This window comes from Veillonella parvula (assembly GCF_002005185.1).
In the GTDB taxonomy this organism is placed as follows: domain Bacteria; phylum Bacillota; class Negativicutes; order Veillonellales; family Veillonellaceae; genus Veillonella; species Veillonella parvula_M.
Genome location: NZ_CP019721.1, coordinates 2,128,760 through 2,153,423, shown reverse-complemented (window position 1 = coordinate 2,153,423; position 24,664 = coordinate 2,128,760). Strand labels below are relative to the sequence as shown.

Here is a 24,664-nt window from a genome sequence, read left to right as displayed (position 1 = left end):
TATGAGGCTTATTTTATAGCAAACTAACTATATCTTAATGATGATATTAATTATTCTATATTACTAAAGCTAACTAGCTTATATTTTTAAATATAAAATGAATTATTACTATTTTGAAGTTGACAATGACTATCAATAAGTATACTATAATATAATATTATTAATTTATGTTTATAGAATTTGTGTATATGGTGATAGTATGAATCCACATAATCATGCGGTTTCACATGCTGGAACATCTATGTCAAGGTATACGGTGTTTGACGGTATCGATCTAATGTTTCTAGATGTGAAGCAAGAGACGATTCAATTTTATGCTAAATCACATACCAAGACGTTTGCTATAAATCACTGTGAAGAGGGGCGCATAGAGTGCAAGTTTTCATCTGGTGAGTATTTATATATGGGGCCAGGGGATATGTCGTTAGGTTGGCATATACGCTCTGATTATCAACATGAAAATTACTTTCCTACAAAATTATTTAAAGGAATTGTATTATTAGTAGATGTTGAAAAGGCACAACCCGTATTAGATGCACTTGTTAGTGATTCTCGAATTGATTTGACTGAGTTGGCCAATCGGTTTTGTGAGCATTCTGATTTTGGTATGATGATGGAAGAAACGGAAACTGTTCGTCACATTTTTTCCAGTTTATATAATGTGTCAGATCAAATAAAAGAGCACTATTTTAAATTAAAAGTGATTGAAATCTTTTTATTATTATCTGTTATCTCTACAGCTAATCCTGAAAAGAGAAGTACCTATAGAAAGCAACAGGTAGATATTGTAAAAGCTGTAAGTGAATATGTATCAACACAGTTTATGAAGCGTATTACTATTGATTCCTTGTCTGAACAGTTTGATATTCCTACATCTACCCTGAAACGTTGCTTTAAAGGTGTATTTGGTACAACCATACATCAATATCTAAAAGAATGTCGTATTAATGCGGCGAAGCGATTGCTTCAAGACTCAGATCAGTCTATTTTAGAAATCGCTAATGCGGTAGGGTATGAGAATGGTAGTAAATTTACTAGTGCATTCAAAGAGGCTACTGGTGTAACGCCAAGTGCTTATCGTAAGGTCTAAATAATTTGGACCTTATATTATCCTAGCTAAAAATTTTTGTGCTTTAGGCTAAGTTTGATAGTCTATGAAAATTAAATATTGTCCTAAACGTATATTTTTGGTCTATTCGGAGTAGATATGTATAATACACTTTGCTACTATTAAACCTGTAAATGATTTTCAATGTCATTTGGTTATAGTGGTAAAGTGTATTTTTATATGCATGGTTAAATATATGTGTGGAGGAAATTTAATGAATAGGAGTTGGGTGCGGGCAAGGAGATATGTCATACTATCCTGCGCAGTAGCGTGCTGGTTGCAAATGCCGGTGGTTATGGCGGACAATGCGACTGTAACAACCGATGTGGTTCATGTTCGCGGTACATGGGCTGAAGAGCAGGCAAAACAAGAGTCTCAACAGACGACGATTATCACGAAGAAGGATATTGTCAAAAAGCAGGCAAAATCCGTAGAAGATATTGTATTTTCCGAAACTGGCGTATCTAGAACCGTCGATTCGATGGGGCGCGTCGGCGTATCTATCCGTGGAGCGGATCCTCGTCATACCTTGATTCTTGTGGATGGACAGCCTGTGATGGGCGACCTTGCCAAATATCAAGGTGCTGGTGATGAATTACAACGTCTCGGTACAGAAAATGTGGAACGTATAGAAATTATCCAAGGTGCAGCCAGTGCTAAATACGGATCCGATGCCATCGGTGGTGTTATCAATGTTATTACCAATAAACCGCGTAAGACCGCTGGCCTTCAGTTTAATGGGGAAGGTCGTAGAACTAAAGGCGACGGTGATATCGTACCGTTTTCCAATTTCTTTATGCGCGCTGATTCCGGCTCATTAGGTAAGTTAAAAGTTAATATTCACGGTAGTAAACGTGATATTATGCCTATTTATGCTAGCGAGCGGCGTCGTATCAGCGCTATGACCAATGATGAAGATCACGGGTTTTTAAAGAATTCCCTACGATATTACGGTACAAATTCCAATATAGGTTTGGCCGCTACGTATGATATTAATGATAAACAGTCTTTGGGAGTCCGTATCGATAGGTATAATGAAGACTTGGAACGATATGTAAAGCGCAGTACTTCTTATTTGGAACCTCAGGTTCATTACAAACGGGATTTAGATAGGAACAATCTTAATTTGACGTATACTGGTCAGGACAATAAGAGTTCGTGGAAAGCGGAGCTGAATTATACTCGGACCAAAGAAGATGATGTAACATTAACCAGTGACTACGGGAACAGTACCTATGAAGGGAAAAATACATTAAACTATGTGGATAATGTAGATCATCGTCAATGGAGCGTAACACTCGGGGCAGATACGCAAGTCAATAAGAAACATCTCTTGTCTTATGGTATTGGGTTTATACGGGAGACAGGCGAAGGTAGCAGACTTAAAAATGCGCCTCATACCTATAAACGGCATATCGACCCCTGGGATTATGATAAAAGTCTGGCAGTAAAAAACGGTGTTCCCTCATCCACAATTTATGACCATTCTTTCAGAAAAAACGAGGCCGGTGTAGAGCAGTGGAATAAGGAGAAAGAATGGTATAACGGAGATAAAAGCAAGCCAAATACATTGCCGGAATTTACTTATGAAGAATATCTTCAATATTTGGATCCCCAGGCGGGGATTGATTCAGCGGCCGCAATGGGGCTTGTGGACGGCCCCGTGACGGAGCGTACGCTGAAAAAACGGAATCCTGAAGCTTATGCGCGATATCAGCAGTTTGCTAAACGTTTATTAGCGGAGAATAAAGAATTTATTGAAGACTATCATTTTAATAAGGAGGGCCGAAAAGATGAAAACGGTAAGTATTATCCAGCACTTTATGATGCCTATTTACCGAGCTTTTACTATGGCGCCGTACCGGATTTTGATTCTACGAAGTTGAAATTAAACGGAGCTTATTTTAAAGAAGAGTATTTAAAACGCGTTAATCAACAGACCGCAGGACGTGCAGAGATCAAGAAACAGAATTTCTTTATTCAGGATACGTGGCAGGTTAATAAAAATACTACTTTATCACCAATTATAAGACTGGATCATAGTGATTTATTTGGCTCCAACTGGTCGTTTAATTTCGGTATGACTCATAATGTACATGGAAATGTACACCGCAGATTAAAGGCTAATGTGGGTACCAGTTATACGGAACCTGGTATGGGCGAGCTGTATTATAACTGGGAAATGTATGGCCCAAATATTACAAATGCCACAATCGGTGGCGGTGAAGCCCGATTAGGTTGGTATTGGGTCGGAAATCCGAACCTTAAACCAGAGAAATCCATGAATTTCGACCTCTCTTTGGAAGGGGAAAATAAAAATACCTATGGTAAAGTAACCGTATTCCATAATAATATTCGGAATTATATGTCGATTTACAATACGGGATATTTGATGGATTTTTATCCTCAGTATGATGAATCTACCACATATGGAGCGGCGAAATTTGCTCATGCACCAGATATGATTTACAGTTTCCGTAATATCGGCAAGGCCCAAATTACGGGACTTCAATTTGAAGTTAAACAAACTTTGAATAAACACTGGAAGGCCCGTTTGGGATATACGTATTTACGAGCGCTTAATAAGAGCGATAAAGATATGCCTCGTGAATTACTGGATAAACCTCGTCATAAAGTGGATATCGGTGTGGATTTTGAGGATAAGGCTAGCGGATGGAGCGGTAGTCTGTGGGGAGATTATTATATTCATATGCTGGATAGTAACTCCTTGTCTGGTGGCGGTAATTATATGGTATCTTATATTGATCCTAATAATTCCGATCGTTCCGTTATCAGATATAATTTGAATAATAGAAAAACCGCCGATATGTATGAACATAAAACTTATGGCATATGGAATTTGATGATTCAAAAGAAGATTGATAAGGATTCACGAATCTATTTCGGTATTGATAATCTCTTTAATCATCGTGATGATGATCGGGCTTTATCGGCTCGAGTATATCGTATCGGATTAAATATGAAATTCGGTTTCGGTTCAGGTGAAAGTAAAACGAAACTTACGAAGGAGCAGTTTGAATCGTTACCTCCGGTTATGCTGCAGGATTTTATTACGCGTCCTTTCGATACAGACAGAAAACGAGGTATGGAACTTGTAGGTGATTATCGTGTACGTAATGACAGTCATCTTGGATCTGATCGTCCTGCTACGCGGGTGACTGCTACAAGTTACGTATCCGACGAGGCCGCAAAGAATCTGGCGGACCGCAAGGAACATGGCTTGAATCAACGTATACGTGTCGGTGTCGATGCTCGTATTAACGATAATACGAATGTACGTGTTGTGGGTAGTGCTTCTGGCCAAGCTGGTGTAGATAGCAGTCATGAAACAGAAGGCTCTAAAGGTTTTAATCATCAACGTCTCGAAGAACTAGATGTAACACATCACGGTTCTAAATGGGATCATAGTGTTGGTCGTATTACTGAATCTATGGGGGTTACAGGTTATTGGTTTAATAAAGAATATGACGGCCTTCGTAGTGTTTGGACGAATAAGAATACTCAAGTCCGTATCGGTGTGGGGACCTTTAAACATAGTACGGGAATTAGCGACAGTGCTTATACTCATGCTATTTATACGCATTTTAAACGGGTTCCAACGGTAGAGGAATTCTTAGGTGTTACTATGGATTCGGACGGTGCCAATAAGGAACTCATCGTACCAAACGCAGGGAATACTATTAATTTCTACCAGCAATTAAAAGCCTTGCGCGATAAGGAAGGCATCTTAGATGCGGAGGTAGGTACATTAAAGAAGAAAATCGACGATATGACTTCCGATATCTGGTCTAAAGAATTTATTGACGGCATGTCCGCGGATCAACTGGCTCCATTAAAAGCGGAGTTGGCAAAGTTGGAAGCATCTTTGCCGGATGTGGAAGCTCGTGTGGCGAAAGAACGGGAACCGTTGCGAGCTGCGCAGTTTGATGTGTTGCGCCGGATGCAGGAGATCGCGGTGAAAGCTTATGGTGTGGATGCGGCTAAACAGACTGTATCGATTAAGATGCCTGATGTGTCAGTAACGTATTCTTATAAATCGCGATACTATGATGAAGATGATGAACAATGGTATGAAGACGAACGTACTTTCACTCAGAAAATAGCACCGGGAACGATTGGGCTTGATAAGAAAAACCCATTGTTTGAAATGAAGTTGAGTGATACCACTGTTCTTTCCAATGGTGGAAAAACGTTTATTTCAAATTGGTACAATCAGAATAAGGCGGCTATCGTGGAGGCGTATCGTGCCAAGGCGAAAGATATAGCAACCTATAGCTTTGGCAATAATCCGTACATGATGAAATTTGAAGATAATGCCTTTGACGGGCTGGACAAGTCTATTTATAAGGCGAATGTCGTTGATATTAACGACTCCGGCACGTCTGGTCTTATTAACGTAAAAGGAAGTGCCTATTATCCTTCTATGATAGCTTCGTACTTTAATAGCTTGGCCCGAATGCTTGAAAAAGCGGACGGCAACAGTCGTTTGCCGAGAGAGGCGCTAGGCAAATATACAGGTGCTGTTATTCCTTCAATAGGTGTCGTATTGGAGCGGGATACAATTCCACCAATTGAAAAGGCTACCTATGTTCAAGTTAAACATATGGTAACACCTAGACTTGGCTTAGCTGCGTGGTACTTACGCTCCTTTGGCGGTAGTGACTATCGCTTCTATACGGCGAATGGTAATGCTACAGAAGCGCATGAATTCAACAATATGGCTAATGTTTTCGGCGTTGGAGCTAAGTATCAATTAAATCATAATGTAAGTGTTTCCTTCGACTATGGACAAAACCGTAGTGACTTTGGTCGCTTCATGAATGGCAATACTCATTATGACCATAAGGCTGGATCCTCTCAATTCGATATCAAGGGCCGTGACGTAGGTGGTGTACCTCATTTTTGGGCATTGCGCTTTGATGTTGGTCGTGCCGATATGAATAAACCTGGTTCTTGGAATGCCTATGTAGACTATAAATACTTTGCCCATGGTTCCTTCTTTGGTGGCAATGGTACAGAGGCTGTTCCTGACCGTTACTTAGATGGTATTAAGAGCTTTACCTTTGGTGGTGGCTATGTGCCAACTAAAGATCTTCTTTTACAAGCATTCTATACATTTGATGCAAAAGGGATCAATAAACGAGATACCTTATATGGATCTGAAAACTTTAAACTTGGGAATTATACTCGTTTCCAAATGACGTATAAATTCTAAAAATTTATATCCGATTTGTCCGAAACGTATATTTTTGGTCTATTCGGAGTAGATATGCAAGATACACTTTGCTAACATTAAAATGTGAATGATATTCAATGTCATTAATGTTGGTGAAGTGTATCTTTTTAATTTTTGTGTGGGAGATACAAGACATATGTTTAGTTATAAGTTTAGGAGGGCATAATGAACCGGTGGGGACATACAAAGCGTACCATAATCCTGTCTAGTGCAGTTGCCTTGTGGCTTAGCGCACCTCTAGTGGTTTGGGCAGATAATGCGACTGTCACTACAGATGTTGTTAATGTGAAAGGCACATGGGCAGAAGAAGAAGCAAAATTGAACTCACAGCAAGTGCAAATCATTACCAAGAAAGAGATTGAAAAGAAACAGGCGAAGTCCGTTGAAGACATTATTTTTACGCAAACAGGCGTATCTAGAACAGTTGATGCTATGGGGCGTGTGGGCGTGTCCATTCGCGGTGCAGAAGCGCGTCACACTCTTATCCTCGTAGATGGTCAACCAGTGCTAGGTGATTTTGATAAGTACTCTGGTGCGGCCGATGAAGTACAACGTTTGGGTACAGAGAACGTAGAGAGAATTGAAGTTATTCAAGGTGCGGCTAGTGCTAAATACGGATCTGATGCAGTAGGTGGTGTAGTTAATATCATCACTAAAAAAGCACAAAAGAAACCATCCGTACAATTTAATGCTGAAGGCTTGCGTCGCAAGAGCGATGGCGATGTATTTCCGTTCCAAAACTTCTTCATTCGTGCCGATTCTGGTCAAATGGGCAAGTTAAAGGTTGGTTTATCAGGTAGTAAACGAGATCTTATGCCTGTTCTAGCATCTGTTAAACGTCGTGCCTCTGGGATGGCCTTTGATTACGCAAAACATAACTTCAAGCCAAATGTACTTCGTTACTATGGTGATGCGGCAGATATCGGTCTTGTAGCGACCTACGAGGCAAATGATAAAAATAAGGTGGAATTGCGACTTAATCGTTACACGGAAGATCTTGTGCGCGATGTTAAGCACTCCGACTCCGACTTAGAGCCACAGCAACACTTCAAACGTACCGCAGATCGTAATACAGCTAATCTGCAATGGTCCTCTAGAGCTGGAAAGAGTGACTGGACTGTAGAAACTAATTACTCTCGTATTAAAGAAAATGACGTAGCGCTCATTAACTATACAGGTCGTTCCGCTTATGAAGGCTCTAATGAGTTGCGTTATATTGATAACATCGATCATCGTCAATTAGATATTCGAGTAAATGCTAATACGCAAGTCAATAAAAATCATTTGCTAAGCTATGGTGTTAGCTATGCTCGTGAAGAAGGTTCTGGTAGTCGCTTAAAGAGTTCTCCTAATACAAGTACGATGTACATTGATCCATGGGATTACGATAAAAGCTTGTTAGTAGACCGCCTTGATCGTCTCGTGCGACGTAAAGGCGATAATAGTGTTAAAGTTTACTCTCACATCCATGACTATAAATTCATTAATTCCGGTGGCGGCATGCCGCAATGGGATATGGATTATGAATACTATGGGGCTGAAACAAAGGCACAAAAGCCGGGCATTACGTACGATGATTATGTGAATTATGGTTTATCGGAAAGCAGACTCAGTGAATGGTCAAGCACATCACCGAATAATCAGCCCGTAACGGATGAATTTAAGAAGCGATATTATGCTTTAGAAAATCGGTTGAAATCGGAAAATCCTGAAATGGCGGCGCATCGTGCAAATATCGTAGGCGACTATTTTAAATATGGTGAGTCTAACGATCCAGAAATGCGTAAGAAAGCGCCTAAGCTAAATGGTAAGGCTTTCTTGGAAGAGTACCGTAATCGCGACCAACGCTTGACTACTGGTAGTGGTACGATTCGTAAAATAAACGCTTACATTTCTGATACATGGCAAGTCAATAAGAATTTAACATTGTCTCCAATTGTGCGTTTTGATAATAGTAGCTTGTTTGGTTCTAACGTATCTGCATCCTTGGGTATGACATATAACGTTAACGGTAATACACATCGCAGATTTAAAGCCAATGTAGGTACTGGTTATACAGAACCTGGTATGGGCGAATTGTGGTATAACTGGGAAATGTATGCTTCTAACCCTGTAGGGATTGGGGTAGCAAAACTCGGTTGGTATTGGGCTGGCAATCCTAATTTGAAACCAGAAAAATCAGTCAATTTCGACATGAGCTTGGAAGGTGAAAATAAAAATACATATGCACGCGTAGGTGTATTCCATAACCGTATTAAGAACTATATGTCTGTATACTTCACTGGTGATTTTATGGACTTCGCACCATATCTCAAAGGTGATGCGAAATACCAACGTGCACCGGATATGATTTATAGCTTTAAAAATATTGGTAAAGCTGAAATTACAGGGTTGCAAGCGGAAGTACAACAAAAATTCGGCAAATATTGGTCTGGTAAATTAGGTTATACATATTTACACGCCATCAACAAAAGCGATCCATCCATGCCACGTCAATTATTGGATAAACCAATGCACAAAGTTGATATTGGCATTACTTATGATAACCCTAAATCCGGTTGGAATGGCTCCATCTGGGGTGATTACTATATCAATATGCTTGATAGTAATACTCTTAATAATGGTGGTAACTACTGGCCAGATATCTTGTCTGGTGATGCAGGCGTTTATAAGAAACAAATGTATGAAAAGAAAACATTTGGCATTTGGAATGTAATGATTCAAAAACGTTTCAATAAAAATGCCATGATGTATTTCGGTATCAACAATATCTTTAACCATCGCGATGATGATCGTGCCACACAAGAACGCGTATACCGCATGGGTGTTAACCTTAAATTTGGTGGTGGCGATGGTAGTAAAACTACGGCCATCGGCAAAACTAAGAATGGTGCAAACGTTAATGCTACAGGTGCTAATATAGCTAATGGTGAAGTGGTAAATTCTGAATCTGGTGTACAAAATGTAGCTGATGTAGTTCGTTTAACTGACTTTATTCGTTCTGATTTTGATACTACTAAAGAACGTGGTATTACAATGGTTGGCGACTATAGAGCGCGTTGGATGGCACATGATGGTTCTAATAGACCGCAATCTCCATTTAGAGCAAACTCTGCCATCGGTTCTGCAAAAGCCAATATGTACGATGCTAATCGTCATAGTTTTGAACAACGCTTACGCCTTGGCTTTGATGCTCGACTCAATGAGTTCACTAACCTCAAAGTTATCGGTAGCATGAGTGGCATGAGTGGAGTAGATACAAGCTGGACAAAATCTGATTCCAAAGGTCTCAACCATCAACGACTCGATACAGTTGATCTTACAAGACGCGTTAAGAAATGGGACGTATCCGTAGGGCGTTTAACTGAGCCTATGGGCGTTAGTGGCTACTGGTTTGGTCAATCATATGATGGCGTTCGTGCTGTTTGGAATGGCCATGATTCTCAAGTTCGTATTGGTGTTGGTACTTTCAAACATAGTACAGGTATCACTGATTCTGCATATACACATGCAGTGCATAAAGTTATCTTTAGACCACCAACAGCAGCTGAATTGATTGGTATCAATCGCGATGATTATCCATACGATATTGAGAGTGCTACTAAAACCGGTTCTGATGGTGAGAAGAAGACCTCAACAGATCCGGCAGCTCCAGATAGTCCAACTGGTATTTATAACTCCACTTACAAAGGTAAGACAGATAGCCTCTATTTCTATCAACAGCTCAAAGACTTGCAAGCTGAATACGAAGCTTATAAAGAAAGCTTAGACTTAAGATGGAGTAATCCGAACCGTGATCAAGAAATTGAAAAGGCTAATGCTAAATTAGCTGAAACTCAGAAAAAACAAGCTCAAATTATGGGTCGATTACAAGATATTCTTACAAAAGCATATCCTACAGATATGGCAGGGACTAAATTCTCCCTTGATATCCCATCTGGTGGGTATGCAATGTATGAAATCACCAATAAGAAAACAGGGGAAAAACTGTATAAAACAGGCGACATTATGTATAACGTAAATTCCCCATTGTACCCTGAATCTATGAAAGAAAAGGCAAAAGGTCTTATCGTATCCTCTGATAATAAAGAAGCCTTGCTAAATCCTAAAGAGTATGTTGATAAACATGCAGCTGAGATTAATCAATCGATTACAGAAATTGCCAAATATAATGCAAAAGATAACTGGAGTAATTATAACAATAGTGGGCTTGACGAAGTTTGGGTGAAACAAGCTGATGGTACATTTAAGAGATCTTATGATTACTATGGTCAACCGTCAAGTGATTATGAATTCACTGGCTTCTTAGGTGCAAAGACTTACAAATACGATAGTGGTAAATACGTATTTAGTGATTATGATGCTAAAGATGCCATTTACAAAAAGAACTTCACCATGTCCTCTGGTGATTATGGCGAAGGTGGTTCTTACTATGGTTGGGGTATGCCTAATGCATTGTTTAACTATATGTATAATCTTGAAAAAGTTGTACATGACGCAGAGTCTGAAAATAAATTACCACGCGAAGCAATCGGTAAGGTCATTGGCAACTTGATCAGAACAGAAGGTGTAGTTCTTGAAAAAGATACTGTACCAGCCATCGATAAGGCCGCATTTATTCAATACAAGAAACAAATTGGTGCTCGTCTTGGTTTACAAGCTTGGTACTTACGTTCCTTTGGCGGTAAAACACATACATATTTAAATGCTAATGGAAACAGTAATGATGAATACAGCTTCTCCAATGTAGCTCATGTATTTGGTATCGGTGCTAAGTATCAACTTGGTGCTAATGCAGCTGTTACGGTTGATTACGGTCAAAATCGTTCTAACTTAGGACGTTACCTCAATGGTAATACCGTATATCAACATGAACGTGGCACAGCAGACTTTACTCTAAAAGGTCATCAAATGGGCGGCACACCACACTTCTGGATGGCTCGTCTAGATATTGGGCGTGCTGATTTAGATGTTCCGAAATCTTGGAATGCGTTCATCGATTACAAATACTTTGAACATGGCTCCTTCTTCGGTGGTAATGGTACGGGTGCAGTACCTGATCGTTACTTAGATGGTGTTCGTAGCTTTACATTTGGTGCCGGCTATGTACCGCGCAAGGATTTGCTCCTTGAAGCATTCTATACATTTGATGCGAAGGGCACTAATAAACGAGACACTTTATATGGTAGTGAAAGCTTTAAGTTAGGCGATTATACAAGAATTCAAGGGACCTACAGGTTCTAATGTTCAGTCTGTAAACAGGCAGAAAGGTTACAAATATGGAAAATTTAAATTATGTCATTCACTTATTTCATAGTGGCGGGTATGTAATGTATCCATTGTTACTCTTGTCTTTCATGGTTATCGCTATAGCTGCAGAACGTGCTTTCTTCTATCGTAAGTATGCAGGTAAAACATTTGTTGTAACTCATGCCGTAAATGAATTCGCAAAATTACAACGTTGGGATGAAATTGATAAAGTAATTAAAGAGAACCCTTCTATTGCAAGTCGTATTGCGGAAGCAGGTTTAAAAAATGATTCTAGCGAAGAAGCAATGAAGACAGCCTTTGCTGATCAAATGGGGGTTGATGCAGTTGGTTTCCGAAAATATATGGACTACTTAAGTGCAACAGTTACAATTTCTCCATTATTGGGCTTGCTTGGTACAGTAACAGGTATGATTGGCTCTTTCAGTATCCTTGACTCCGGTGCGGGTGCATCTGCCATTACTGGTGGTGTAGGTGAGGCTCTTATCGCGACAGCATCTGGCTTATGTGTGGCCATAATGGCATTTATCGTTTACACAATTTTTAGTCATCGTTTGGACTCCATTATTAACCAAATTGAAAATATGTGTGTAAATATAGTTACAGCTAAACGAGAAGGGTGGAAATAGTTATGAACTTGCAAAGCTTTCGTATGAAAACTAAGCCGGAATTCATGATCATTCCAATGATTGATATCATTTTCTTCTTGTTGGTATTCTTCATGATGAACAGCTTGCAAACAGTGGCTCAAAAAGCCTTGTCTGTACAATTACCACAGGCTACTAGTGCTTCTGCACCAGCTCAATTACCAGTGGTTTTAACATTAGATGCGGAGGGTCATATTACGATTGATAACAAGCCAATGAGCATTGACGATGCTGAGGCAATGGTAAAACAACGTATCCAAGAAAACCCTAATGCTAGTGTTATCTTACAAGCCGATAAACGAGCGGCTCATGGTCAAGTAGTAGCGATTATGGACATGTTAAAACAATCTGGCGTTAAACGCTTAGCTATTGCAGCTGAACAGAAAGGATAACTATGGGACTAGGCATATCATGGAAAAAAGCAGCCATTATATCCGCCGTAGTTCATCTTATTGCTCTCTTTATTGCTGTAATCTTTTTTGTAGTGGTTCCAGCCATTCAAGAAATGGATACCTATGAAATCGACCTCACACAAAGTGTGCTCGATGATGGTGGCAGTGGACATGCTGGTGGTGGCGGAGGTAACAGAGCAGATCTGTTCCCAAAACCATTGTCAGCAGATGAAGTAGCGGCAAGAACAAAGGCTGTTGTAGCAAATGTTGAACCATCTACAGCAACAGATATCCCTGATGCAGTAGATGTGGCAGCTAAAGCAAGTGAAAATAAAGGCAATACATCCGGTGATAATTCCGCTGTTGGTGGCACAGGCCCTGGATCAGGTGGTGGTTCTGGCGGTGGTCATGGTACTGGTGAAGGCACTGGAATTGGTGATGGTAGAGGCCATGGTACTGGTACAGGTGATGGTACCGGTGAAGGTGATGGTCACGGTACAGGTAAAGCCGCGTTCAATGTAGAGGGCTTTTATGCAGCCGTAGATAGCCAAAAACAAATTCCTTATGCGGCTATTAAACGTAAAATGAACGTAGATGTTACAATTAATGTAATGGCTAAATTAGATACTAATGGTAATTTAATAGACGTATATCCAACTAGTGGTGGCGATGAGATATTTGTAGAAGCGGCTCTTGATGCAGTGCGACGAGCGACTCCGTATCCAAACGAAACAGGGGATATACAACCAGTAGAAGTTCCTGTACACTTTGTAGTACAGGCCGATGGCGAAGATGAAGAAGAATAAATATATCTAAGTAATAAAGGAGATAAATATGAAATCTATTATTTTATATTCTTCCCTTACGGGAAATACTAAAAGTGTAGCGGAAGCAATGGCTTCCGTTATGCCTGAAGGTACACCTTGCGTTCCTGTAAAAGATGCACCTGAAAATTTAGCTGATTATGATACAGTATTCGTAGGTTTCTGGGTGGATCGAGGTACAGCGAATAAAGAAGCGGCAAAATTGATTGAAACTTTAAAGAATCCTAATGTGGTATTCTTTGCCACACTAGGGATGTATGCTGATTCTGATCATGCTCGTGAAAGTATCGAAAAAGCATCTGAATTATTGCCTAACAAAGAAGCTCTTGTAGACGGCTTCGTATGCCAAGGTAAAATCGATCCTAAAGTAATCGAAATGATGTATAAAATGTTCCCCCCTGGATCAGCACATGGGCAAAGCCCAGAACGCGATGCATTACATAAAGCGGCGGAAACTCATCCAGATGAACAAGACTTTGCAAATGCAAAAGAATTTACAAAATCTGTACTTGCAAAGTTGCAAGCCTAATTTCTGAAAGGGGATTGGAGTATGAGTTTAGCAAGTTTCTTTGAATCCATTCCGGAGAAACAACGCAATCTACAACTAGGTTTAGAATGCGATAATCCGATGAGTGGTGCATTTCCTCATAAACGTGTTGTACATGCAGGTCTCAATGGTACGCTCGTTTCTCCAAAAGAAACACAAGCCGTTTGGGATTCGTTAATGAATGGCACTCCTAAAAAGGGCGAAATGCAATGCGCTTACATTCATATTCCGTTTTGTAAGACAAAATGCACATATTGTGGCTTCTTCCAAAACGGTACGAGTCAAAGTGTTGAAGACCAATATATTGATGGTCTTATCAGTGAATTAAAGCTCGCTAGTGAGCGTTCGAGATTAAAAGATGGTTTGATCCATGCCGTATTTATCGGCGGTGGCACACCAACATCTTTATCACCTACAAATTCTGAAAGATTGCTCAAAGCAATTAAAGCGTACTTGCCGTTGGCAAACGATTATGAGCTTACCTTAGAAGGTCGTATTCACGATTTGATTCCTGAAAATCTTGAAGTTTGGATGGCAAACGGCGTCAATCGTATGTCCATTGGCGTGCAATCTTTCAATACAGAAGTACGTCAAATGGTAGGCCGTTTAGATACGAAAGAAACCGTATTAGAACGACTAGCTGCTTTGAAAGCTTATGGTCAATGTTCTGTTGTTATTGACTTGATCTATGGTTTACCTGGTCAAACTATGGAGGTGTGGGAACAAGATTTAGCAGATTTGGTAAGCTCTGGCGTAGATGGTGCGGACTTATATCAATTAAATGTATTTGATGGTAGTGATCTCAATAAAGACATTACAAACGGCAAAGTTCCAGCTGCAGCCACAACAGCGATGCAAGGGGATATGTTTGAATTTGGTCGTAAATACCTTGATGAACGTTCCTATCGTCGATTGAGTGCCGCTCACTGGAGTGCTAATAACCGTGAACGTAGCTTGTATAACACTTTAGCTAAATCGGGCGTTCCAATGTTCCCATTTGGTAGTGGTGCAGGTGGTAACGTCGACGGTTATGGGATGATGTTACATCGTGCATTAAAACCATACGAAGATATGGTTACCCGCGGTGAAAAACCATTTATGGCCCTTATGAAACAAAGTGATTTACAACCTATCGTAAACCGAGTAGTAAGTCAATTAGAACAAGGATTCCTCAATATTATGAGCTTAGTAAAAATGGATTCCAGATTAGATGAATTGAACTGGCTCTATAAATTATGGGAAAAACGAGGTCTTGTTGCCTATAATGGATTGCTTTATAAATTGACTGATGCAGGTGAATTCTGGACTGTAAACCTTACGCAAAGTACATTAGAAGCTGTTGAATATATCATGACTGGTAAGAATTCCTTCGCTATAGAAGCAGTAGCAGCACAAGATACAAAAACAACTTCTAAAGAAAATCCTAACCAAGAGGTACGTGGCATTGGCCAGGGTAAAGCCAATATCTCTGTACCAACTGACGAAGATTCCGAAGCACAACGTAAAGAGGCTCTTATTACTAAGGCTAAAGCTGAAATTGCTAAGAGCGGTGCTTCTGGCGAAGCAGCAGAACGAATGGTACAAGCTATGTACAATTTAAGTGCTGATGAGATTGAATATATGATGGAACGTATGATGTCTTAAACTGTTATGTTACACCTTAATTCTAACAACCTCTCCCAATAACCAACATATAATATACAAGACATATTACGTGACATATACGTGCTCTCTGTAGTACAAAGTAGCCCCAGACTGTAGTCTGGGGTTTACTTTTTATAGAGCGAAAGGTATTCTGTAGGTATAAGACTTAAATGACTTTAAAAAGCATAGCAATAGATGTATAGGAATAGATGTATAAGTCTATAAGGACAATAAAAATCTAATTGCTGTTAAAATCATAAAACAATAAGTGAGATAGTAAATCTATAAGATGTGAAGTGATATTGCTTGTATAGCTGATAAAAGGCTTAGGAGGTTAGTATGAGTACATGTCCTCAAAAAGAAATAGATATATTAGGTATTGGGGCTAGCACATTAGACCGCTTCATCGTTGTGGATCATTACCCAACGGGACGTGAGGTACAACAAGTTGTATCTTCTACCACCGATGGTGGAGGACCTGTAGCTACAGCATTAGCCGTTGCAGGTAAATATGGTGCACGTACGGCCATGATTGACAGTATCGGTGACGATATGGTGGGGCGTCATATTTTAGATGATTTCAAAAAATATAATGTTAATACTGATGCTATCCACATTGAAAAGGGGGAAAAGAGTGGCGTTGCTACAATCCTAGTAAAGCATAGCACTGGCGAGCGTGCCGTATTTTTTGAACGCTCTACTGCGCCAGAGCCAGTATTTTTAGATACTCATAAGCAATTAATTAAAGAAGCTTTCATTTTACATGTTAACGGACGGCATCGACAATTCATGTGTTCTGCCATGGCGTTAGCACAAAAGGCAGGTACTATTATCTCCCTCGATGGAGGTGCACAGCGCTACGATGAAGAGATGAAATCTATTACAGAGTCAAGTCATATTACTATTGTTGCTCGTGATTATGCTGAAAAATATACGGGCACTACTAATTTAGAAGAAGCTTGTCGTATCATTCATGACCGTGGTGCTCTTATTGCGGGGGTTACGGATGGCGCTAATGGTAGTTATTTTGTATGGCCTGATGGAACTTTCTATCGTTGTCAGGCATTCCCTCAAGAATATGTAGTTGATACAACGGGGGCCGGAGATAGTTTTCATGGTGCATTTCTTTCAAAGCTTGTTACATTATTGAGAGAGTTAGCCCCAGTAGAAGGGTTAAAGACCTCTACATATGGTATAGATTTATTACAATATTGTGGACATTCTGATCTAGAAAGGGCTGCTATTTTTGCGTCCGCTGTAGCAGCTTTAAATACGCAAGGGATTGGTGGCCGTAGCCCTTTACCAAGTTTACAAGTTGTACATAAATTAATGGGATTGGAGTAAATCAGTATGTGGCACGATATTTCCCATTCTCATGTACAACGGTACATGCAACAAAATCCCTATCGATTATTAGCGTTTAGCTTTCTAGGCGTCATGATTATAGGTACCATATTGCTTATGTTACCGATGGCGAGTGCTCAGGGGCAAACGACGGCTCTTGTAGATGCCGCTTTTACAGCCGTATCTTGTGTTTCGGTAACAGGGCTGGCCACTGTAGATACTTATTATCATTGGTCTTTATTTGGTAAGATTGTAATGGTTATCCTTATTCAGTTAGGTGGGTTAGGAATTGTATCTTTCACAACCATAATTGCTTTGCTTCTAGGTAAACGAGTAGGCCTTAAAAATCGTGTGCTTTTGTCCGAGGATGTCGGACAGGATGGTATGACTGGATTACTACATATTACGAAAAAGTTAACGCTTTATACCTTTGCTATTGAAATTGTAGGAGGCATAATCTATACGATTCAGCTATATCCTTATATTGGACAGGCTGCATTATATACAGGTATCATGCAAGCTATTTCCACCTTTTGTAACGCTGGATTTGTATTTTTTGATAATGATCTACCGTATGCCATGGTAGGGGACATATTATTTAATATCAATACGGCCGTGCTAATTGTGATCGGTGGTTTTGGCTATTTAGCGGCCTTTGACATATGGTCACACCGTAAGGTGAGACGATTTGTTGACTTAAAACTTCACACTAAGATTATGTTAGTAGGCACAGCGATTCTTATCTTATTAGGAACTATCATTTTTTTAGGTGTGGAATGGTCAAATCCAAAAACCTTTGGGTCATTACCGATTTGGAATAAAATAATGGCCTCTTTATTTCAAGCGATTACGCCGCGTACAGCGGGGATTGCAACGGTTGACTATAATGCATTACATCCAATTACCTTGTTTGTTACTATTATTCTCATGTTTATTGGTGCTGGCCCAAACTCTACCGGTGGAGGCGTTAAAATTAGCACCGTAGCAGTAACCATACTTGCATCGCGTACCTTGTTTAATAACCGTCCAGATACAGAGATTTTTGAACGTCGTATTTCATTAGTAACCGTGCTTAAAGCCAATGGGATTATATTTTTATCGCTTCTTCTCATTTTAATAGCCACATGTTATCTGGCTTGGGATGAGCCTTATGATTTTATTCGATTGCTATTTGAGGTTACGTCTGCCTTTGGGACTGTAGGCCTTACAACGGGAATTACGCCCGATTTATCTGAAAGCAGTAAATGGGTGCTGATGCTTGTTATGTTTACAGGTCGTGTGGGTGTTATGACCGTTATTGGTACATGGGCTCTTAGGACGTCACCAACGAAGCCAATTGGGTATGCAGAAGAGAATGTATTGTTGTAATTGAGTAGAATAGTTAGCCTATCAGGAGATATAGCATGAAATATAAAACAATAGCTGTCATTGGTCTTGGACAATTTGGTACGACCATCGCCAAGATGTTAGCCTCTATGAATCATGAGGTTTTGGGTGTAGATATTAATCCAGAAATTGTACAAAAGGTTTCCCCCTATGTCACACATGCTATCGTAGCAGATACTACTGATGAAGAGGCTATTAAAGCCTTAGCTTTGAGCCAATTTGATATAGTTATTGTTGCTATTGGGGATAATATCCAGGCAAATCTTATGACTTCGATGTTATTGAAAGAAATGAAAATGCCTCATGTGGTTTCGAAAGCTGAAAATGCACTCCAAGGTAAGATGCTCAAGAAGATGGGGGTAGATATGGTTATCTATCCAGAATACGATGTGGCACAACGATTAGCTCAATCGTTGACACGAGAACATGTAATGGATTACCTACAGCTATCTAAAAGTATTAGCCTTATTGAAGTAGATATGCCAAAATTTTTGGTAGGCACTTGCTTGAAAGATTCTAATCTGCGTGAGAAATATAATCTTAATGCTGTAGGAATCAGGCGTGGGGAGGATTTAGAAGTCCCTCCTAATCCGTTTACGATTCTTTCAGCAGAGGATAAACTATTAATCATAGGAAATAATTCTGATTTAGATGCATTAACAGTGTAGTAAGTATACGAAAGAGATATAAATATATCGAAAAAATATGATATAATAAGATAGAATTCAGTATAGGCCATACGTATTCGTATGGCCTTTTAATATAGAAATGAAGGTTATTATGACAGAGGAACAATATATAACGGCGCTGACCAATAACCCACATGGGATTCGAAATATTCCAAATCCTACAGAAGCTATGCAACTTACATGTGTGGGACAAAACGGCATGTTGTTACAATATATTAAAGAACCTACTCAAAAGGTTATTGAAACGGCGCTTTCACAAGCACCACGAGCTATACAATTCGTTGAAAATCCTACAGAAGAATTGTTAAAAGCCTTAGTGGAAAAAGATTGGGCGGTTTTAGAATATATCGACAATCCGTCTGATACATTAATTCAAAGTGCATTAGCTCAATCAGGCTGGGCTATTCGCTATATTGCAAACCCATCTGAAGAATTGCAATTAGAAGCGGTGAAGGCGAATTATGATGCCCTACAATATATTAATACTCCAAGTGAGGCGGTGCAGTTACAAGCCGTGCAAGAAAGTTACTTAGCCTTGCGCTACATTGATGAGCCTAGCGTAACTGTTCTAGAAGCAGCAGTAAAGCAAGATCCACAGGCAATGCGTCAGATTACAAACCTCACTAAGGACTTGGCCTTGCATCTATTTAAGGTAAGTGCGGCTATTGTCGGTTATATACCTAATACATTGGGTGTTACAGTAGACGAAATCAAAGCTATAATTGTAGATGCTATTTCCGGCGATACAGTTGATGAAGACTATATACGCGAGTTAATCAACAATAAAGCTATCGGTGGACGTCAATCTAAATGGCCCATCGATTTGTTGTCACTTATAGATGCTTATGGCACCAAAATAGTTAAGAAAATTGCAGTAGGCGAATATTTGAAATATTAGAACGGAGATACGATGAACTTTATAGATACAATGGCAAGCGTTGAATTAGTGCTTGCTGCAAATCAAGTGCCTTTGCTCGTTGGTGAGACTGGCATTGGTAAAACCTCTCTTGCAGCGCGCGTTGCAGAGGTACATAATTGGGAATTAGTAACTATCGATGGAAACCTTTTAAAAGAAGGTGAAATCGGTGGTTTGCCTACCGTAGAAACGGTGACTCATACGGATGGTCATGGCAATACACGAGATGTGAAAACTACAGTATACGCTGTGCATCATACATTGGAACATGTGGCACAAGCCGTAGATAAAGGGCGTCAAGTATTGTTGTTTATCGACGAAATTAACCGCGCAGAACATGCAGTTCAACAAGAGTTGATGAACCTTATTCTAAACCGTGAAATTAATGGCTTTTCTTTAAGTGATCAAGTGCGCATCATCGCCGCTATGAACCCTGAAGATTCCTTTGATTACCAAACCATCGATATGGATCCGGCACAACAAAACCGTTTTGTATGGCTTTATATGAATGCTGATTATATGCAATGGATTGACTGGGCTATTGGTGCTGGTATTGAAGAAAAGGTTATTGAATTTATTTCTTCCTATCCAGAATATTTAAATCAACGTCACGAAGACGATATCGATGCCACACCTCGTTCCTTTGAACGCGTGTCCGGTCTATATAGAATTTATAAGAATCAAGAGGGCACAAGTTATAGTCGCGACGTATTTATGAATGTTATTCGTGGTAACGTAGGTAAACTCATTGCGGAGGCTTTTGTAAACTTTATCGAGTCCGATCAAGAACCTCTTATTACCTTTGATGATGTATTGGCAGCGGTTCAAAAACCAGGTGCTATTATGTCTATGGCTGAGCAGGTTAAAGGTGAAAGCCCAACTCGCCTTTATGTAGCAGCAAAAAATATGTTGCATCGTTTAAATCGCAATAGCAATGCGCAGGAAGTACATCACTTTGTGGAGTTTTTAACCTTGTATCCAGGGGATTTGCGCGTAGCGGTTATGAAAGATCTTCGTAACACGTATGAGCGCGTTTATGCTTATGCTATTGAAGATGACCTCTTTGTAGATACTTTCTTTGAAGCGCAAAAATAATTCTATGTGTGTAGTTAACCAAATCAAAGCTATATATAGATAATCGACTTTAGTAAATTATTAATTATTATGCTAATTGATATATGGCATATGACATATATTAAATTTGTTTTCTAAAGAAAAGGAGGTGTAAATATGCAACGAAACTTAGATAAGGACGATATACGTGATGCGTCGGATTTACTGACTCATATCGATGGCTGGGAAAAAACGGGTTCTTATGATGCGAAGGCTATCGAGGCTCTTGATCGATGGCATGCGAAACGAGAGCGCATACATCGCGAAGCAGAGGCTTTGTATACGCAAATATACGCATCTTATGAGGCCTATGTAGATAGCTATGAAGAACAACATCATAGCATGGCGCCTGAACGTATAGCGGCTGATCTTATGAACCATAATATGTCGGATAGCCATATAGGTACTATCGGTCGTGCTCTTGAAGACGTACAAGTGGAGGGGACAGACCTTTCCGTTATGCAGCAAGCGGTAATGACACCTGCCTATGAGCAACGGTTGTGGAATATATTGCATGACGTAAACAGCTTGCTCCTTGAAGAGGACCAATTCTTTGGTTACTTTTACTTACAAATGACTCATCGCATTCGCTTTGATATGTCCAGTGCTTTTGGTATTAATCTTAAACAGGGCGGATATGTATTATATGTAAATCCCTTTATCTTGTTACGCCAATCGCCTGATGTGATGAAGGATGGTATTAAGCGTGAAGTTCTTCATATCATTTCTGCTCATTTGATGCGGGTAAAAGCACTGAGCCAAGGCTTTCACAAAACAGCAGTCCATATGGCTATGGACATGGTCGTAAATGATTACCTTGAACATGTAGACCGTGATGCCGTAACGGTAGCCAATGTAAATGCGCGCTTTGGTTTGTTATTAAAGCGTTTTCGTACCATTGAATACTATGCGAAGGCTATTGATAAGGTCATGAAAGAAAAACCAGATCTCTTTGTGCCCATCGATAATGCAGATACAGCGGTTGCTATGGAGTTTGATCCTCAAACTAGCCATGATATTTGGGATGAATCTGATTCTATTGATACAGATACGATGGACCAAATCACGGAGCGCTATATCAACGAAGCATCAAAGGGGGATATGGAAGGCTATGTGAAAAGTCTTATCGATACATTCCAAAAAACGCGACGCGCTTTGCCGTGGTATTTTTATCTCAAAAAGCTGATGGGCAAGGTAGCGAGTGGATACAAAAAAACGACGATGCGTCGTAATCGTCGTCAGCCTGAGCGTTTGGAATTGTCTGGTACATTGCGCCAACATAAGGCAAATGTATGGGTAGCTCTCGACATGAGTGGTAGTATAACTGATGTAGAGTTTACGAATGCCTTAGAGCAAGTGTTACAAATCGTGCATGCTTATAACCATCGCATTACCGTTGTAGAATGTGATAATGAGGTGCGCCGCACCTATTCGATGGAATCCGTGAAGGATGTGAAGCCGCGCCTTGATGTGCGTGGTGCAACAGCCTTTACCCCTGTATTCTCTCTGGCTAATCAAAACCGTGTAGATTTACTTGTATACTTTACAGATGGCAAAGGGGAAGAGCGACTACGAGAGGCGCCAAGAGGCTATAAGGTGCTGTGGGTGTTGACCGGTGAGAACCCACAACTATCTTTGCATACCCCATACGGCCTGGTTCGTGAACTCGGCTATGTTGGTGTTGATGAAACTCAAGATATTGATGAGTTTGTACGCATGGCTAACCGTGGGGGCTTTTCTATGGCAAACCAGGAGTTTTAGAGCATAGCATTCTTTTGATAATTACATGATAACTATTAATGGTTATTTCTTATGATATAATTAATTTATGGTTGTGTAAGGTGTTTTAGCTGATATTCATTTGTAATGGGAGAAGAATAATGACAGCTATAAGAAAACGAAAATGTATTTACCACTTGACTGCTTTAGAAAACTTAGAAAGTATTATTGAGAATGGTTTGTTATCAAGAAAAACTTTAGCGGAGTTAGGTCCAAAATTTATTGATGTAGCAGATCCTGAAATAATAGAGAAACGTAATACTCTAAATATAGCTGATTGTGTGCCGTTTCATTTTCATACATATACGGATTTTGATGTCTGTGTTCAGCATAGTCATGATAAAATATTTATTTATCTTGCTATTTACAGAAATATAGCTAGAGATAAAAAATTTTTAATTATACCGAAACATCCATTATCGTGTGAATCAAATCAAATTTTTGATTATGATAAAGGGCTTGAGCAAATTAATTGGGATATAATGGAGCTAACAAGCTCTCAAACAGGATATGACTCTAGTATAAGAATGGCAGAATGTTTATCCAATCATTGTGATTTATGTATTACGGATATAGATGTAATTTTTGTTTCTAGATCTGACGTTGAACAATCTGTAAATGATACTTTAAAGCGCTATGATATTAACAGTATAAAAGTAATCAAAAATGAAAAACTATTTGTTCAGTAAGTGCCTTTAAGGCGAAAGGAGATTTTTGAAATGATTCATTTTGTAACTGATGATATCTTTTTGTCTCCTGCAGAAGCGTTGGTAAATACAGTTAATTGTGAAGGGTACATGGGAAAAGGACTAGCTTATCAATTTAAATTAAAATACCCTGATAATAATATTGACTATATTAAGGCCTGTAAAACTGGAGAGCTGACTATTGGGCATCTACATTTTTATAAAGAATCTGAAAAGTTGATTATCAATTTTCCAACAAAAGATAAGTGGAGAGAACCCTCAAAATTAGAATATATTAATAAAGGATTAGATGATTTAAGACGCATTATTATTGATCAACGTATAAATTCTATTGCAATACCTCCGTTAGGTAGTGGTAATGGAGGCTTGAATTGGTTAGAAGTTAAAGCTATTGTTGTGGAGAAATTATCATCATTAACTAATGTAGATATTTATATCCATGAACCAGGGGTAACTTCAAAGCTAGCTCCAAAATCTAAACCTAAATTATCATTAGCTGCTTTAATTTTGGTATATATAAAAATGTATTTAAACAGTAAAATTTTTAATCCCTTAGTACTACAAAAAACTGCTTTTTTTATGGATGTTAAATTATCAAATCCATATTTTAGATTTAAAGCTTATAAAAATGGACCATATGATAATTCAATTCGTATTATTTCAAGGAATATACTTGAGTACAAAAACTTTTATAATATTAAGTCAACTAAAAAACTATATGATAGTATATATTTTGAAATAACAAGTGAAAAAACTACAAAAAAATATGAAGAATTAAAACCAGCATTAGATAAAGCCATATTTTTTATGAATAACTTATCTGATACGCATCAAATAGAATGTGTGTCTACAATTTTATATATTGTACAAAATCAACCTAATGTTACAGAAAGAGAAATAATTGAAGGTTTTGCAAAGTGGTCTGTTGCTAAGAGCAACAGATTCTCAGTTACAGATATTTTAGAGGGGATTGAGAATTTAATTGAGGCAGACTATCTTGAAGAAACTTTATGGGGATACTCTTGCAAAGGTGTTTTTTAGTA

At 39.2% G+C, this 24,664-nt stretch carries 16 protein-coding genes; all 16 read left to right on the top strand.

Going from position 1 to position 24,664, the window contains the following annotated elements; all coding sequences use genetic code 11:
* Nucleotides 1–199 precede the first annotated feature (199 nt).
* The 16 genes from B1A77_RS09960 to darG all read left to right on the top strand — a co-directional run bounded on the left by B1A77_RS09960 (nt 200) and on the right by darG (nt 24,662).
* Nucleotides 200–1,090: a helix-turn-helix transcriptional regulator gene (locus tag B1A77_RS09960; RefSeq protein ID WP_077708623.1), complete on the top strand. Its 891-nt coding sequence runs from the start codon at nt 200–202 to the stop codon at nt 1,088–1,090.
* A 232-nt stretch (nt 1,091–1,322) separates the two neighbouring features.
* A complete protein-coding gene (locus B1A77_RS09955) occupies nt 1,323–6,344 on the top strand; it encodes a TonB-dependent receptor plug domain-containing protein (RefSeq protein WP_187658823.1) in 5,022 nt (1,673 codons plus the stop codon).
* A 186-nt stretch (nt 6,345–6,530) separates the two neighbouring features.
* Entirely contained in the window at nt 6,531–11,609 is a 5,079-nt protein-coding gene (locus tag B1A77_RS09950) for a TonB-dependent receptor plug domain-containing protein (protein WP_077708621.1), read from the top strand.
* Nucleotides 11,610–11,644: 35 nt separating this feature from the next.
* Entirely contained in the window at nt 11,645–12,262 is a 618-nt protein-coding gene (locus B1A77_RS09945; protein WP_004696674.1) for a MotA/TolQ/ExbB proton channel family protein, read from the top strand.
* Between the two features lie 2 nt (nt 12,263–12,264).
* Nucleotides 12,265–12,672, top strand: a complete 408-nt coding sequence (locus B1A77_RS09940) for an ExbD/TolR family protein (RefSeq protein ID WP_004698605.1) — start codon at nt 12,265–12,267, stop codon at nt 12,670–12,672.
* 2 nt (nt 12,673–12,674) lie between these two features.
* Complete coding sequence (locus B1A77_RS09935; RefSeq protein WP_012864670.1) at nt 12,675–13,478, top strand: energy transducer TonB; 804 nt, start codon at nt 12,675–12,677, stop codon at nt 13,476–13,478.
* Between the two features lie 28 nt (nt 13,479–13,506).
* Entirely contained in the window at nt 13,507–14,025 is a 519-nt protein-coding gene (locus B1A77_RS09930) for a flavodoxin family protein (protein ID WP_008601576.1), read from the top strand.
* A 21-nt stretch (nt 14,026–14,046) separates the two neighbouring features.
* On the top strand, nt 14,047–15,687 hold the full coding sequence (gene hutW, locus B1A77_RS09925; protein ID WP_008714421.1) for a heme anaerobic degradation radical SAM methyltransferase ChuW/HutW: 1,641 nt from the start codon (nt 14,047–14,049) through the stop codon (nt 15,685–15,687).
* A 339-nt stretch (nt 15,688–16,026) separates the two neighbouring features.
* The gene (locus B1A77_RS09920; RefSeq protein ID WP_008714419.1) at nt 16,027–17,031 is read left to right on the top strand and encodes a carbohydrate kinase family protein; all 1,005 of its coding nucleotides are present in this window, start codon (nt 16,027–16,029) and stop codon (nt 17,029–17,031) included.
* A 6-nt stretch (nt 17,032–17,037) separates the two neighbouring features.
* Complete coding sequence (locus tag B1A77_RS09915; protein ID WP_008601570.1) at nt 17,038–18,399, top strand: TrkH family potassium uptake protein; 1,362 nt, start codon at nt 17,038–17,040, stop codon at nt 18,397–18,399.
* 35 nt (nt 18,400–18,434) lie between these two features.
* The gene (locus B1A77_RS09910) at nt 18,435–19,085 is read left to right on the top strand and encodes a potassium channel family protein (protein ID WP_008714417.1); all 651 of its coding nucleotides are present in this window, start codon (nt 18,435–18,437) and stop codon (nt 19,083–19,085) included.
* Between the two features lie 112 nt (nt 19,086–19,197).
* Complete coding sequence (locus B1A77_RS09905; protein WP_008714415.1) at nt 19,198–20,004, top strand: hypothetical protein; 807 nt, start codon at nt 19,198–19,200, stop codon at nt 20,002–20,004.
* A gap of 12 nt (nt 20,005–20,016) precedes the next feature.
* Nucleotides 20,017–21,117: an AAA family ATPase gene (locus B1A77_RS09900; RefSeq protein WP_077708620.1), complete on the top strand. Its 1,101-nt coding sequence runs from the start codon at nt 20,017–20,019 to the stop codon at nt 21,115–21,117.
* Nucleotides 21,118–21,252: 135 nt separating this feature from the next.
* Nucleotides 21,253–22,896: a vWA domain-containing protein gene (locus B1A77_RS09895; protein ID WP_077708619.1), complete on the top strand. Its 1,644-nt coding sequence runs from the start codon at nt 21,253–21,255 to the stop codon at nt 22,894–22,896.
* A 119-nt stretch (nt 22,897–23,015) separates the two neighbouring features.
* On the top strand, nt 23,016–23,603 hold the full coding sequence (locus B1A77_RS09890) for a DarT ssDNA thymidine ADP-ribosyltransferase family protein (RefSeq protein ID WP_024062849.1): 588 nt from the start codon (nt 23,016–23,018) through the stop codon (nt 23,601–23,603).
* A gap of 30 nt (nt 23,604–23,633) precedes the next feature.
* Nucleotides 23,634–24,662, top strand: coding sequence for a type II toxin-antitoxin system antitoxin DNA ADP-ribosyl glycohydrolase DarG (gene darG, locus B1A77_RS09885; RefSeq protein WP_024062848.1), 1,029 nt, complete (start codon nt 23,634–23,636; stop codon nt 24,660–24,662).
* The last annotated feature ends 2 nt before the right edge of the window (nt 24,663–24,664 follow it).